Source organism: Achromobacter semiaridum, assembly GCF_053543755.1.
Map to the genome: position 1 here is coordinate 25,918 of NZ_JBLVOL010000037.1, position 13,771 is coordinate 39,688.

Consider the following 13,771-nt stretch of genomic DNA (forward strand, 5'->3'; position numbering starts at 1 on the left):
GGCCGGGCGCGCCGCGTTCCAGCGCGATTTCGATGCCGGTGGGCGGCGCGCCGAAGCTGGCGTTGGCGTTGGCCCAGCCCACGCCGGGCACCCAGGCGCGCAGGCTCAACGTCTTGACGCCAGGCAGCAGCAGTACGCCGTTGACGGCGGCGGGCAGAGGGCTGCGCGGCGCGGGCGGGCCGCTGACGCGCCACAAGCCGTCGGTGCGCACCTGCCACTGCACGCGTTGCCACAGGCCGTTGCCGTCCGGGTCGGGGCGCAGCAGTTCCAGCGTCTGGCCGCCCTGGCTTTGGCGGAGCAGGCGCACGCCGCTGCTGAGCGTGACGGCGTCCTTGCCCGCTGCGTCGAAGCCGGGGCCGGAATAAGACAGTTCCACATCGCGCGACATCTGCCCCAGCGTGCGGACGATGGCGTCGGTGTCTTCGGCTTGCTGCTCGATCCAGTCGCGCGCGCCGGACACGCTGGCCAGCCCGCGCCAGGCCATCAGGCTGACCAGTGCCATCAAGGCCAACGCGACCAGCACTTCGATCAGCGTGAAGCCCGCCTGGCGGGCGGCGCGGGAAACGGGACGTTGCATCGTCATCGCAGGCTGGACAGCAGGCCGTCCAATTGCAGCAGCACGGCGTCCGGGCGTGCCGAGGCCGCATCATGGACGTTGACCGATACCTGGCGGAAGCTGCGGTTCATGGAATTGGTGAAGACCAGCTCGCACTGCAACGCGCGGCCGCCTTGCGGGCAGGGCACCGTTTGCGAGCCGGCACGCGGCAGGCTTTGTTCCAGGCGCAATTGGGTCAAGGCATTCTGCGCGGCGAGCAGCGCCAGCGTCTTGTCCTGCAAGGCGCGGTTGTTGGCCGTCATGACGCCCGTGGCGCGCAGCGCGGCGGCCATCGCCACGGCGATGATGGCCAGCGCCACCAAGACCTCGATCAGCGTGAAGCCGCGTTCACGGCGCGCGCGGGGGGGGATGGCGCGGGTCATGTCGAGAGCGGGGGCCTCGGGCGAGCCGCCCGTATCGGGCAAGGCGTCCAAGTCCGTCGGAACGTCCACATCGCATCGTTCGCCCTCGCGGCGGGAAAATTCACTGGATCTCATAACGGCCGGCGGCGTCGCGTTGCAGGGTGACCGTGGCGTCGCCCGCGTGCAGGGTCAGCGTGATCGGATCCGCGACCCATTCGGTGTTGAACACCAACGGGCGGTCTGGCGTCAGCCGCAATTGCACGGCACCCGCGCGCCAGGTTTGCGGACGCAGCATGTCGTCGCCTTCCAGGCGATCCACCGGCACGACCACGTTTTCCTGCGCGCTGGGGCCGGGCGCGCGGCCCGCGCGTTCAAACGACCAGCCCGTGTCGCCGGCCAACCAGCGGATGGACCGGCCGTCGCTGCGTGCCTCGCTCTGCGCCACGGTGAACGCGTCCGCCAGCCGCTGGGCATCGGTCCGCAGGCCGTTGTCGCGCTTGCCAATCGACAAGCTGACCATGCTGGCCGCGATGGCCACGATCACCAGCACCACCAGCACCTCGACCAGCGTGAAGCCGCGTTCAGAGTTCCCAGGAACCGATGTCGGCATCGCCGCTTTCCCCGCCGGGCTTGTTGTCGGCGCCAAACGAGAACACGTCGATGTCGCCCTTGACGCCCGGGCTCAGGTATTGATACGGATGGCCCCAGGGGTCATTGGGCAGCTTGTCCAGATAACCGCGCCAGTTCGACGCGCCATCCGGCTTTTCAGCCAGCGCGCGCAGGCCCTGCGCCGTGCTCGGATAGCGCCCGTTGTCCAGCCGGTACAGCTTCAACGCCTGCATGATGCCCGCAATATCCTGCCGCGCCGCCACCTGACGCGCCTGGTCCGGGCGATCCAGCACACGCGGCACAATCAGGGCCGCCAGAATCCCCATGATCACAATCACCACCATGATCTCGATCAGGGTGAAACCTTGCTGACGGGCAAGCCCGCGCGGTAACTGACGCACTTTACGACTCCGGTCTTCTAGTAGAAGCCCGGGATTGTGGACATGAAATATGACAGTAATGCTTGCGTTGGCGTGGCGGCGGCAAAAACCCCGGGCATTGCGGCTTCCCACAACGGGTGGCGGCTTCGGCTTTGTGTCTATACTTTCCGAATGTCTTGCTTCGGGTCGCAAGACGCCGATAAAAGGGAAGCGCTCATGCGGTCCATCATTTCTCATAGCGGCTTGGTCGCCTTCATTGTCGAGGGCGCCAGGGCCGACAGCAGCCGTTCGCTGCACTTGCTGCGCGCTATCGAAGACACCGTGGCCAGCAACGAAGTGTTGGCCAATACCTTTGAAGCCATTTCAAGAAACGCCGCCGATGTTGCCTACGCCATCTGCCGTGCGCCCGTACGCCATTCGCGATTTGATGCGTTGCCCGCAACCTAGCAAGCTGAGAATGCACTCGATCACCGGCTGCTTTGACCCGCGCATCCTGAAAATAGACGTGCTGGCCAACAAGTCCTGGCAAATCACATTTGAAATGGACGGTTCCGTGGCGATTCTGCGGCGGTTGGGCACACACCGGAATATTGATCGAAGCCCTTGAATGGGCCCGATAGTGTCATCGCCATCAGCGGCGGGAATCGGTGCAACCCTCCCGCCTGCTACCATGGCCCTTCTACAAGGAGCGGTAATGGCTACAAAAGAGAAGTCTTCGACTGGTTTGGCAGCGTTGGTTGAAAAGGCGCTTCAACAGAAGAAGCTGGCTGCCGCCACGCAAAAGCCGACGGGATCTTCCCTGTCGAACATGGCGGGACGCAAGCAGATGGGGCGTCCCGCAGGCCGTAAGCGCTGATCGGCGGGCGCGGTAAGGACGCGCCGCCGGGTCTGCAACCCCGCATCATTCTTTTCCCTGCGTAATGCCTGCTGGCGCCGCCAGCGCGGCGGGCGTTGGCAGGCGATTCGATCTTCCCCCTTGCTCGACCGTCACGGCGTCTACTGCGATATCGCGCAGCACGATGCCAGGCGCCACTTCGGCGCCGGCGCGCCACGCCAGTGGCGGGCCACCATCCACACTAAGCACCGCCGCGCCATCCGGGCCGGCCGCGATCAGGCCCAGCACGCTGATCTGCGTGCGCATCACTTCATCTTTGCCAAACCATAGCGCCACCGGTGTGTTGTCGGCCGCGCGCGGCGGGGCCGCGGACACGGCGGGCGGCAGCGCGCCCGGACGCGGGGCCAGCAAGATCGACGCCCACACTCCCAAGCCGGCGGCCAATGCCAGCACGGCAATCACGCGCAGCGCGGCGGGGGCGGAGGGTAGGGCGGGGCGAAACGACAGGGGCATGGCGGACACAAACGGTTGGGCGGTTAGGCGGTGGAACGGATAAGCGATGGAACGGTGAAGCGGTGCAGCGGTCATGCGGGGTAGCGGTGAGGCGGTGAAGCGGTCATGCGGTGAAGCGGTGCAGCGGTGCAGCGGTGAAGCGGCGAATCGGTGAAGCAACGCGCCTGACTATAGCGGCGCTTCGTGACAATCGCGCGATGCATACCGGCTGTGTCGATTCAGCTTGCGTACAGCATTCTGTCATTGTGATTACACGGCGCCTATCTAGCATGCGGGCACCGCTCGGCGTCAACGGCCGGGCATTTATCCGATCCAATGGGAACCCGCATGCAAGACACGAATCAAGCCAATCGCCGCCGACTCCTGAAGATGCTGGGAGGCGCGCCGATGCTGCCGATTGGCGGCGTCAGCATGGCTGCGTTGCTGGCCGGCTGTAATTCCAGCGACGATGATGACGATGACGCCACGGGCAATCCGCAGCCCAATCCCGGCCCCGGCACGCAGCAGCCCGCACCGGTGACGTTCACGTCGGCATCGTTCACGCCGATGGCCGCGCCCACGCTGGCCAACCCCGAACTGATGGCGCGCACGACGGTCGGCTCGGCCATGGCGCTGACGTTCAGCGATGGCTCCAAGCGCACCGTACAACTGGGCTACGAACCGTTCTTCATCACCGGCGACACGGTGCCCGACGGCAAGGGCGGCACCGCCGTCGCGGGCGGTTATTTCAACCTGGCCGGCGCGCCCATCATGGACAACTCGGTGCCCGCGCGCGCGCGCCAGTTCTTCTCGAATTGCCCCGACGGCACCTCGCTGCTGGCCTTGTCCGCGCCCACCACGGTGCCGGGCGTGGCGGGCAACGCCGTGTACGCGGTGGTGCAGTTTGAATACCAGTCGATGGACCAGGCCGGCAACGATATGTACGGCTTGCTGCCGTCGCCCATCGCCGTGCTGACGCTGTCGCAAGACCCGAATACGGGCAAGCTCAGCCTGGTCAAGTACAGCAACGTGGACACGTCGTCGGTGCACGGCCTGTGGATCACCTGCGGCGCCAGCTTGTCGCCGTGGGGCACACATCTGTCCAGCGAAGAATACGAGCCCGATGCAACCACGGCACGCACGACGCCGTCGTTCCAGGCCTACAGCAACAACGTGTATGGCGACCCCAACAAGGCCAACCCGTACCACTACGGCCACATGCCCGAAGTGACCGTGCACCCGGATGGCACCGGCACGATCAAGAAGCACTACTGCATGGGCCGCATCTCGCACGAGCTGGTGCAGATGATGCCGGACCAGCGCACCGCGCTGATGGGCGACGACGCCACCAACGGCGGCCTGTTCATGTTCGTGGCCGACCGCGCGACCGATCTGTCGGCCGGCACCTTGTACGTAGCGCAATGGACGCAAACGTCGGGCACGGGCCCGGGCGCCGGCACGTTGAAGTGGATCAAGCTGGGCCATGCGACCAGCGCCGAGGTCAAGGAACTGGCCGACCAGCTGACGGCCGCCGACATCATGGACGTGCGCACGACGGACCCGGCCGACGCCTCGTTCACGAAGATTCGCTACAGCGGCAAGGACAACTGGGTGAAGCTGCAACCCGGCCGCCGCCAGGCCGCCGCGTTCCTGGAAACGCACCGCTATGCGGCACTGGTGGGCGGCACGCTGGCCTTCACCAAGATGGAAGGCACCACCGTCAACGCCAAGGACAAGATCGCCTACAGCGCGATGTCGCGCATTGAATCTTCGATGATCGACGGCAAGGTCGCGGGCTTGAAGGTGGAAGCCAACTCGGCCGGCGCGGTGTACCAGCTGCATCTGCAAGCGGGTCAGGCCGATACCGATGGCGGCGCCATCGACAGCGAATGGGTGCCCGTGGACATGGCGGCCGTGCCGGAGCTGATCGGCAAGCCGCTGGCCACGCCGGACGCGCTGGGCAACACGCACAACGCCGATTTCGTGTCGAATCCCGATAACCTGAAGTTCTCGGAAAAGCTGCGTACGCTGTTCGTGGGCGAGGACAGCGGCGGCCACGTCAACAACTTCATGTGGGCGTACAACGTCGACACCAAGGCCTTGTCGCGGTTGCTGTCGTGCCCGGTCGCGGCGGAATCGACCGGCTTGCAGGCGGTGGACGAAATCAACGGCTGGACCTACATCACCAGCAATTTCCAGCACGCGGCCGATTGGGGCGGCGTGCACGCGGTGGTACGGCCGACGCTGGAACCGCTGGTCAAGGCCAACTACAAGGACGGCTTTGGCGCGGCGGTCGGCTACCTGACCGGCGTGAAGATCGGCGCGTAAGCGCCCGGCCCAACGCAACCGCCAATAGCCAATAGCCAATAGACCGGACGTTCGAGCGCGGCATGGCCCACCGGGGATGCCGCGCGGTTTAAGGGAAGACATAAGGGACCGGCTTGCCGGTCCCTTATGCATTTCGGGCATCGGCAATCATTTCACAGGTGTAACGCTGACCATGCTGTGGTCGGCGCGCTCCTACACTCGGCGGCGTCAGGCTTGCCTGATGCCGTTGATGCGTCTTCCGGCATGCGTTGCCAGTCGCGCTGGCGCTGGCGTAGGCGTTTGCGATTCCGTTGGCGTTTGCGGTCGGCGTCGCGATTGGGTCTGCAATTGGGGCTGCGACGGGGCCCGCAAGCGGCCCTGCGACTGCGCCTGCAACCGGGCCTGCAACCCGGCCTGCAACCGGGCCTGCAACCCGGCCTGCAACCGGGCTTGCCCCTCCGCCCGCGCCTGTCCGCGCATTGCCGGTTCTTGTTCGCCTTTGAACCTGGGAGCGTTCACATGAAAAATCCTGATCACACACAGCGTCGCCGACTATTGAAGATGCTGGGCGGCGCGCCCATGCTGCCGCTGGGCGCGGCCAGTGCCGCGGGCGCGGCAAGCTTGTTCGCCGGCCACCCCGCGCGGGCGTCAGAGGACGGCACCCCCGCATTGCCGAGCGCCACCCCCATCGCGCGGCCATCCCTCGCCACGCCGGGCGCGGCGCCGTTCGTTTCCGCCGAATTCATCTCCATGCCCGCGCCCGGCCTGTCCGAGCCGGAAGGCATGGCGCGCACGACGGTGGAATCCGCGATGGACCTGGTCTTCGCCGACGGATCGCGGCGCCGCGTGCAACTGGGCTACGAAGCCTTCTTCATGACCGGGGACCGCGTGCCGGACGGCAAGGGTGGCATGGTGCTGGCGGGCGGATATCTGGATATCCATGGCGCACCCATCATCGATACGTCCGTGCCCGGCCGCGCTCGCCCGTTCTTTTCCGACTGCCCGGATGGCATGTCGCTGCTGACACTGGCCGGCCCGCTTGGCGAGGCCGACGGCGCAACGGGTCCGCCGACGACCCGCGGCGCGCCTTCGACACCCCCCCTGAAAGCGGCGACCCCACAAGCGACGGCCTCGGCCCCGAGACCTTCGACGACGACCGCGGCACCCGCGCCCGCCGCCACTGCCACCGCCACCGTCTACGCCGTCGTGCAGTTCGAATACCTGTCGCGCAATCGGGCCGGCGACGACATGTGGGCGCGACTGCCATCGCCGATCGCGGTGCTGACGCTGTCGCAAGACCTGCAAACCGGCCGACTGACCCTGGTGCGCTACAGCAACGTGGATACCTCGCGCGTGCATGGCCTGTGGGTGACCTGCGGCGCCAGCTTGTCGCCCTGGAATACGCATTTATCCAGCGAAGAATACGAGCCCGACGCCACCACCGCGCGCACCTCGGCATCGTTCCGCGCATTCAGTCGCCACCTGTATGGCGACGCCCGTCGCGCCAACCCGTATCACTACGGCCACCTGCCCGAAATCACCGTGCAGCCGGACGGCACCGGCAGCATCAAAAAACACTACTGCATGGGCCGCATCTCGCATGAATTGGTGCAGATCATGCCTGACCAGCGCACCGCCTTGATGGGCGACGACGCCACCAACGGCGGGCTGTTCATGTTCGTGGCGGACCGCCGCGCGGATCTGTCCTCGGGCACGCTGTACGTGGCCCGCTGGACGCAGACGTCAGGCACGGGTCCCGGCGCCGGGACGCTGACCTGGATCCGGCTGGGCCATGCCACCAGCGCCGAGGTCAAGGAACTGGCCGACGACCTGGTCGCCGCCGACATCATGGACGTGCGCACGGCCGACCCCAAGAACCCGGCCTACACCCGCATTCGTTTTGATGGCAAGAACAACTGGGTGCGCCTGAAGCCCGGCCGTCGCCAGGCCGCTGCCTTTCTGGAAACGCATCGGTACGCGGCACTGGCGGGCGGCACGCTGGCCTTTACCAAGATGGAGGGCACCACGGTCAACGCTCAGGACAAGATCGCGTACACCGCGATGGCGCACATCGAAACGTCCATGGTGGACGGCACCTCGCCGCACCTGCACGTAGAAGGCCCGGACGCGGGCGCGGTCTATCAACTGCGGCTGCAAGCCGGGCAGGTGGACACGGACGGGCGGGGCATCGACAGCGAATGGGTGCCGGTGGACATGGGCGCCGTGCCCGAACTGGTGGGCGCGATGCTGGCCGCGCCCGACGCCTTGGGCAACGGCCACCGCAGCGACCGGATATCCAACCCCGACAACCTGAAGTTCTCGGAGAAACTGCGCACGCTGTTCGTGGGCGAGGACAGCATGGGCCGGGTCAATAGTTTCTTGTGGGCGTTCAATGTCGATACGCGTGTGCTGTCGCGCTTGTTGTCCTGCCCGGTGGCGGCGGAATCCACGGGGCTGCACGCGGTGGACGACATCAATGGCTGGACCTACATCACCAGCAGTTTCCAGCATACGGCGGACTGGAACGACGTACACGATGTGGTGCGGCCCGTGCTGGAACCGCTGGTCAAGGCCAAGTACCGCAACGGCCGGGGCGCGTCCGTCGGGTATCTGACAGCGGTGAAGATCGGCGCCTGATCCACCCGCCGCCTTGCAAAAAATTCTGATCCGTCGATCAAGCTTTCTGCTCTTTGTTTCATGGACCTTTCACGTTCGCTGGCCACACTGTGCGCAGCGTAAACCGTGTTCATGAAACGAGAAGAGAAGCATGCGAACAATGGATTGGAGAAGATGGTGCGCCGTGTTGCTGGCCACCAGCGCATTGGCGGGCTGTGGGGGCAGTGACGATGACGATGACGGCGACGCCAGCGCGCCGCCGTCGCCCACGCAACCGCCGGTCAGCGAACCGGCCGCGCCGCGCGCCGACAAGGTGCTGTTCATCGGCGTGGACGGCCTGACCTATGACGCCATGCGCCGTGGCGTGGCCGACAAGTCCCTGGCCAACATCGGCGCGCTTGCCGCAACCCGCGCCTGGACGGGCGGCGTGACCGGCGACGTCACGCAGCAGCCCACGTTGTCCGCGCCCGGCTGGGCCACTTTGTTGACGGGGCAGTGGGCGGACGTGCACGGCGTGCGCTCGAACGCGGCCGGGCAGGCGATGAAGGCGGCCAGCCTGTTTCAGCGCATCAAGCTGGCGCACCCTGACGCGCGCACGGCCGGCGCATTCAATTCGCCGCTGCTGGCCGGCCTGGTGGGTAGCGACCGCGACGCGGGTTACCTGCAAGCGCTGACGGACTGCGCGGGTGTGGACGATTGCGTGGCCTCGCAGGCGCGCGACCGCATCACTGAAGGCTATGACGTGGTGGTTGCGCAGTTCGGCGCACCCGAACGCGCGGCCTCGGACAACGGCTTTACCGCCAACTACGATGCCGTGATCCGCCAGACGGACGCGGCCGTCGGCGTGCTGGCCAGGCAGATCGCCGAGCGCCGCGCCGCGCATCCGAACGAGAACTGGCTGATGGTGGTGGCGTCCAGCCATGGCCTGGGCAAGACCGGCGTGGCCGATGGCTTGCCCTTGTCCGCGAATAAGACCATCTTCCTGGCCAGCAACCCGCCCACGCTGTTGGGCGGCAGCGCGGATGACGCCTCGTTTGACGGCGCGTGGGACAGCAACTGGTACGCGTTGCCCAGCGCCGCCGACGTGGCCCCCACGATGCTGGCGCACCTGGGCGCCTTGCCCGCCACCGGCCAGTACGACATGGCGGGTACGCCCTTGTCCGAAGCCCTGGCGCTGCGTCGCCTGTCGGCCCGCACGTCCATGGACAACAAGAGCGTGACGCTGTCGTGGGTGCGCGGGGGCGAACCCGACGGCCAGATCGTGGTCAGCCGCGACGGCGTTGAGGTCGCGCGCTTGCCCGGCACCGACGCCGCCTATACCGACAGCGGTTTCACGTTCGACACGGAAGGCGTGCACACGCTGACCTACACCGTGTCGGCGGGCCGCGCCAGCAGCGCCACGCATGCGTCGGTGGTGTATGCCAAGCCGGTGCCGCTGTTGGCGTCGCTGCGCACAGGCCTGACGATGCTGTTCCCGTTTGAAGGCAACGTGACCGACATCGCGGCGGGCGGCGGCGCGATCACCCCGTATGACGGCGTACAGGCGCCCGCGTTCGCGGACGGCGGCGTGTTCGGCAAGATGTTCAAGAACGAGCGTGGCTCGGCCGCCCTGGGCGCGTTCAAGCTGGACTACCCGGCCGGCATGCTGGACAGCGTTCCGGTGTTCACCATCGGCTTCTGGTATCAGTCGGACGGCACGGCGAACGACCGCTCGATCCTGGGCAACAAGGACTACAACTCCGGCGGCAACCCCGGTATCACCATCGCCCAGTGGGCCGGCCCCGAGCTGCGCTTCAACGTGGCCGGTGGCGGCGCGCGCGCCGATATCAACGGCATCAAGTTCACGCCGAACAAGCCCGTGTACATCGCCATGACCATCGACAAGCCCGCCAAGATGATGACGGCGTACGTGTACGACAGCGAAATCGGTTTCTTGCGTCGCAACGTGACCACGGGCTCGGTGAACCTGGCGCAAGTGGCCGGCCTGTTCGGCCCGCACATCGGCCTGAACGAAGACGGCAAGGGCACCTACGGCATCTGCTGCGCCGGCACCAAGGGCCCGTACACGATGAATTTTGACGACCTGGCCTTCTGGTCGCGCGCCCTGACCGAGACGGAAGTGAAGTCCCTGGCGCTGTCCGGCAAGTCCGTTTCCGACCTGTTTCCCTGATGTGGCAAGGATAGAAAAACCATGAGCAAGTCCCTGATATTGCGCGGTTTCGTGCGCGCCGGCGCGGTGCTGATGTTGACCGCGGCCCTGGCCGCGTGTGGCGGCGACGACGGCGATGACAGCAAGCCGGATAACGGCGCCGGCACGCCCGGCAACGGCGGCACCGAAACGCCGGTGACGCCGCCGACCCCGGCCAAGCCCGAACTGCGTTGCGCGCCCTGAGCCGCGCTTCTTATCGATCACTAGGAATAGCATCCGTGAAGTCCGAAAAAGACCCGATCCACGCCGGCAAGCGCCGCTTCCTGCGCAATGCCGCCGCATCCACTGCCGGCCTGACCGCGCTGTCGATGTTCCCGCCGGCCATCCGCCGCGCGCTGGCCATTCCCGCCAACAACCGCACCGGCACGATCAACGACGTTGAACACGTGGTGATCCTGATGCAGGAGAACCGCTCGTTCGACATGTACTTCGGCACGTACAAGGGCGTGCGCGGTTTTGGCGACCGCATGACGATCCCGCTGCCGCAGAACCGTTCGGTGTGGGAACAGACCAACGGCACCCGCGTGGTGATGCCGTATCACCTGGACAGCACGCAGGGCAACGCGCAGCGCGTGTCCGGCACGCCGCACGACTATATGGACGCGCAGATGGCGTGGGACGGTGGCCGCATGGACCAGTGGCCGCGCTACAAGCAGAACCAGTCCATGGGCTATTACCGCCAGAACGAGGTGGCGTTCCAGTTTTCGCTGGCCGAAGCCTTCACGCTGTGCGACGCCTACCACTGTTCCACCCACGGCGGCACCAACACCAACCGCCTGTTCCTGTGGACCGGCACCAACGATCCGCTGGCGCAGGGCAACGGCCCGTCGACCCGCAACCAGTGGGACAGCCTGGGCGCGTCCACCACGGGCTGGACCTGGATGACGTATCCCGAACGCCTGCAAAAGGCCGGCGTCAGCTGGAAGGTCTATCAGAACCTGCCCGAGAACTTTGGCGACAACTCTCTGGCCGGTTTCCAGCAATACCGCCGCGCCAACGAACAGGCAGGCAACGCCGCCGACGGTTCGCCGTACCCGGCCTGGACGCCCAGCATGGACGGCGCCAACCCCTTGTACAAAGGCACGGCCAATACCATGCCCGACGGCGGCTTCCTGCAATCGCTGCGCGATGACGTCAACAACGGCACCTTGCCGCAGGTGTCGTGGATCGTGGCGCCCGCCACGTATTCCGAACACCCCGGCCCGTCCAGCCCGGTGCAGGGCGCGTGGTACATCCAGGAAACGCTGGATGCGCTGACGGCCAACCCCGACGTCTGGAGCAAGACCGTCCTGTTGATCAACTTCGACGAGAACGACGGTTACTTCGACCACGTGCCGTCGCCCGCCGCGCCGTCGCTGAACCCCGACGGCTCGATGGCCGGCGCGTCCACCGTCAACACCGACCTGGATCGCCACACGCACGCCTCGGCGCAAGACGCGGCCGACAACCGCGTCTATGGCCCCGGCCCGCGTGTGCCGATGTACGTGGTGTCGCCGTGGAGCCGTGGCGGCTGGGTCAATTCCCAGGCGTTCGACCACACCTCGGTGCTGCGCTTCCTGGAAGCGCGCTTCGGGGTGCCGGAAGACAACATCAGCCCGTGGCGCCGCGCCGTGCTGGGCGACCTGACGTCCGCTTTCAACTTCGCCACCCCCAACGACGAAAAGCTGCCAGACCTGAACATCCTGACCCGGTCCGGTGCCGACCAGCTGCGAACCGCCCAGCAGGCGCTGACCGCCGTGCCCTTGCCGGACACCTCGGCGCAGGCCAAGCCGGTGCAGGAGCAGGGCTACCGCTACGCCCGTGCGCTGCCCTACGAGCTGCACACAAGCGGGCGCAGCCAGCCCACCACCGGCAACATGTGGCTGCTGTTTTCCAACACGGGCAAGCAGGCGGCGGTTTTCCATGTGTATGACCGCCTGCATCTGGACCGCCTGCCGCGCCGCTATACGGTGGAACCGGGCAAGCAGCTGGAAGGCAGTTGGGACACGGCGGCCGACGGCGGCAAGTACGACCTGTGGGTGCTGGGGCCAAACGGCTATCACCGGCATTTCGCGGGCGACCTGGCGCTGGCGCGCACGTCGCAGCTGGACCCGGAAATCCGCGTCTGCTATGACATCGCCAATGGCGACGTCTATGTCAGCTTCATCAACAGCGGCAAGGACGCCTGCACGTTCGACGTCACGCCCAACGCTTACTACAGCAATAACGAGCGCTGGACGCTGACCGTGCCGGCCGGCAGCAAGGTCGAACAACATTGGGCGCTGGAAGGCAGCGGCCACTGGTACGACTTCACGGCCCGCCTGGCGGAAGACCCGTCCTACCTGCGCCGCTTTGCCGGCCACGTGGAAACCGGTAAGCCGTCCATCACCGATCCGGCGATGGGCATGTAAGCCTTACGCGGCGGTTTGCGGTTCGCGCGCCCGGAAGGCCGTGGCGCACGCCTCGCAAATCGCCGCCGTAATGCTCTGGCGCGCATGTTCGCGCCGTTCCAGCATGCCGACGGCCCGCGACAGCGGGCCTAAATCTTGCGGCAGCGTCAGGATGCGCAGTTCGGGGCTGTGCTGCCAGTTCGACCCGTTGATCAGCGGCAGCAGGGTCACGCCGACTTCCTGGCGCACCAGTTCCACCAGCGTCTCGATGGCGTTCAGTTCCAGGAATTCATTGATCGGCACCGCCAGGCGGCGCAGCAGCCGGTCAATCTGCAAGCCGGTGCGCTGGGTGCGGTCAAAGCGCAGGAAGGGGTTGTTGGTCAGCACCTGGCGGGCGTCCTCGCCGGTCGCTGACGCCGGCGCAATCACCACCAGTTGCTCTTCATATAGCGGGGTCCAGCGCGTGCTGGCCATCTTGCGGCCCGCCTCCACCAGAAAGGCCGCGTCCAGCTCGCCGTCTTCGACCTTGCCGGCCAGTTCGCTGGCCTTGCCCGACAAAATGCGCACGTCCAGCTTGGGGTGCGCCTTTTTCAGCCCGGACACGACCTTGGACAAGGTGCCCATGCAGGACACGATGCTGCCCACCGATACCGACCCGGCCAGTTCACCCGGCACGGTTCGGGGCAGCCTCATCCGGTCGTATAAATCCAGCAAATGCTTGATTTCGGGTAGCAATTCGCGGCCAGCTGCGTTAAGAATGGCAAGTCGGCCGCTGCGGTCGAACAGTTCCCGGCCCAGCTCGGCTTCCAATGAACGCATCTGAAAGCTGACGGCGGCCTGGGTCAGCGCCACCTGCTCGGCCGCTTCGGAAAAAGAGCCATGGTGCGCGACGGCCAGGAAAGTGCGTAAAAACCGGATGGTGCTCATCGCCGTGACCCATAAAAAATTCTTTTATGACGGAACAAAAAATCAAATTGATTTAATTAGATCACGAGAG

14 protein-coding genes are annotated in these 13,771 nt (G+C 66.2%); 8 read left to right on the plus strand and 6 right to left on the minus strand.

The genetic code is table 11. The annotated features are described in order from the left end of the window. From ACNPP0_RS11360 to gspG, 4 genes are all read right to left on the minus strand, one after another. Positions 1-583 (minus strand): type II secretion system protein GspJ (locus ACNPP0_RS11360; protein ID WP_448705926.1); only part of this gene is annotated, 583 nt, incomplete at its 3' end. Further along, positions 580-978 (minus strand): type II secretion system minor pseudopilin GspI, encoded by a 399-nt coding sequence (gene gspI / locus ACNPP0_RS11365; RefSeq protein WP_332608911.1) that lies wholly within the window; start codon positions 976-978, stop codon positions 580-582. The genes ACNPP0_RS11360 and gspI, both read right to left, overlap by 4 nt. A gap of 100 nt (positions 979-1,078) precedes the next feature. Beyond that, positions 1,079-1,567, minus strand: a complete 489-nt coding sequence (gspH, locus tag ACNPP0_RS11370) for a type II secretion system minor pseudopilin GspH (protein WP_448705927.1) — start codon at positions 1,565-1,567, stop codon at positions 1,079-1,081. Continuing rightward, positions 1,539-1,967: a type II secretion system major pseudopilin GspG gene (gene gspG / locus ACNPP0_RS11375; RefSeq protein ID WP_046804609.1), complete on the minus strand. Its 429-nt coding sequence runs from the start codon at positions 1,965-1,967 to the stop codon at positions 1,539-1,541. Before gspG ends, gspH begins: the two co-directional genes overlap by 29 nt. A gap of 195 nt (positions 1,968-2,162) precedes the next feature. Here gspG and ACNPP0_RS11380 point away from each other — a divergent pair, with 195 nt between their 5' ends. The 3 genes from ACNPP0_RS11380 to ACNPP0_RS11390 all read left to right on the plus strand — a co-directional run bounded on the left by ACNPP0_RS11380 (position 2,163) and on the right by ACNPP0_RS11390 (position 2,802). Next, on the plus strand, positions 2,163-2,393 hold the full coding sequence (locus ACNPP0_RS11380; RefSeq protein ID WP_448705928.1) for a hypothetical protein: 231 nt from the start codon (positions 2,163-2,165) through the stop codon (positions 2,391-2,393). A gap of 10 nt (positions 2,394-2,403) precedes the next feature. Further along, positions 2,404-2,553 (plus strand): hypothetical protein, encoded by a 150-nt coding sequence (locus ACNPP0_RS11385; RefSeq protein ID WP_448705929.1) that lies wholly within the window; start codon positions 2,404-2,406, stop codon positions 2,551-2,553. Between the two features lie 87 nt (positions 2,554-2,640). Further along, positions 2,641-2,802, plus strand: a complete 162-nt coding sequence (locus ACNPP0_RS11390; RefSeq protein ID WP_006218955.1) for a hypothetical protein — start codon at positions 2,641-2,643, stop codon at positions 2,800-2,802. Between the two features lie 45 nt (positions 2,803-2,847). Here the strand turns inward: ACNPP0_RS11390 and ACNPP0_RS11395 are convergent, their stop codons facing one another. Continuing rightward, on the minus strand, positions 2,848-3,294 hold the full coding sequence (locus tag ACNPP0_RS11395) for a hypothetical protein (protein ID WP_332607544.1): 447 nt from the start codon (positions 3,292-3,294) through the stop codon (positions 2,848-2,850). 327 nt (positions 3,295-3,621) lie between these two features. On the opposite strand from ACNPP0_RS11395, the gene ACNPP0_RS11400 reads away from it, so the two are divergent. From ACNPP0_RS11400 to ACNPP0_RS11420, 5 genes are all read left to right on the plus strand, one after another. Next, positions 3,622-5,601 (plus strand): PhoX family protein, encoded by a 1,980-nt coding sequence (locus ACNPP0_RS11400; protein WP_332607545.1) that lies wholly within the window; start codon positions 3,622-3,624, stop codon positions 5,599-5,601. Positions 5,602-6,099: 498 nt separating this feature from the next. Then, a complete protein-coding gene (locus ACNPP0_RS11405; protein ID WP_448705930.1) occupies positions 6,100-8,217 on the plus strand; it encodes a PhoX family protein in 2,118 nt (705 codons plus the stop codon). A 130-nt stretch (positions 8,218-8,347) separates the two neighbouring features. Further along, a complete protein-coding gene (locus tag ACNPP0_RS11410) occupies positions 8,348-10,366 on the plus strand; it encodes an alkaline phosphatase family protein (RefSeq protein ID WP_448705931.1) in 2,019 nt (672 codons plus the stop codon). A gap of 21 nt (positions 10,367-10,387) precedes the next feature. After that, positions 10,388-10,588: a hypothetical protein gene (locus ACNPP0_RS11415; RefSeq protein WP_046804613.1), complete on the plus strand. Its 201-nt coding sequence runs from the start codon at positions 10,388-10,390 to the stop codon at positions 10,586-10,588. 35 nt (positions 10,589-10,623) lie between these two features. Further along, on the plus strand, positions 10,624-12,795 hold the full coding sequence (locus tag ACNPP0_RS11420; RefSeq protein WP_448705932.1) for a phosphocholine-specific phospholipase C: 2,172 nt from the start codon (positions 10,624-10,626) through the stop codon (positions 12,793-12,795). Between the two features lie 3 nt (positions 12,796-12,798). On the opposite strand, the gene ACNPP0_RS11425 is transcribed toward ACNPP0_RS11420, so the two are convergent. Then, on the minus strand, positions 12,799-13,701 hold the full coding sequence (locus tag ACNPP0_RS11425; RefSeq protein ID WP_448705933.1) for a LysR family transcriptional regulator: 903 nt from the start codon (positions 13,699-13,701) through the stop codon (positions 12,799-12,801). Between the last annotated feature and the right edge of the window lie 70 nt (positions 13,702-13,771).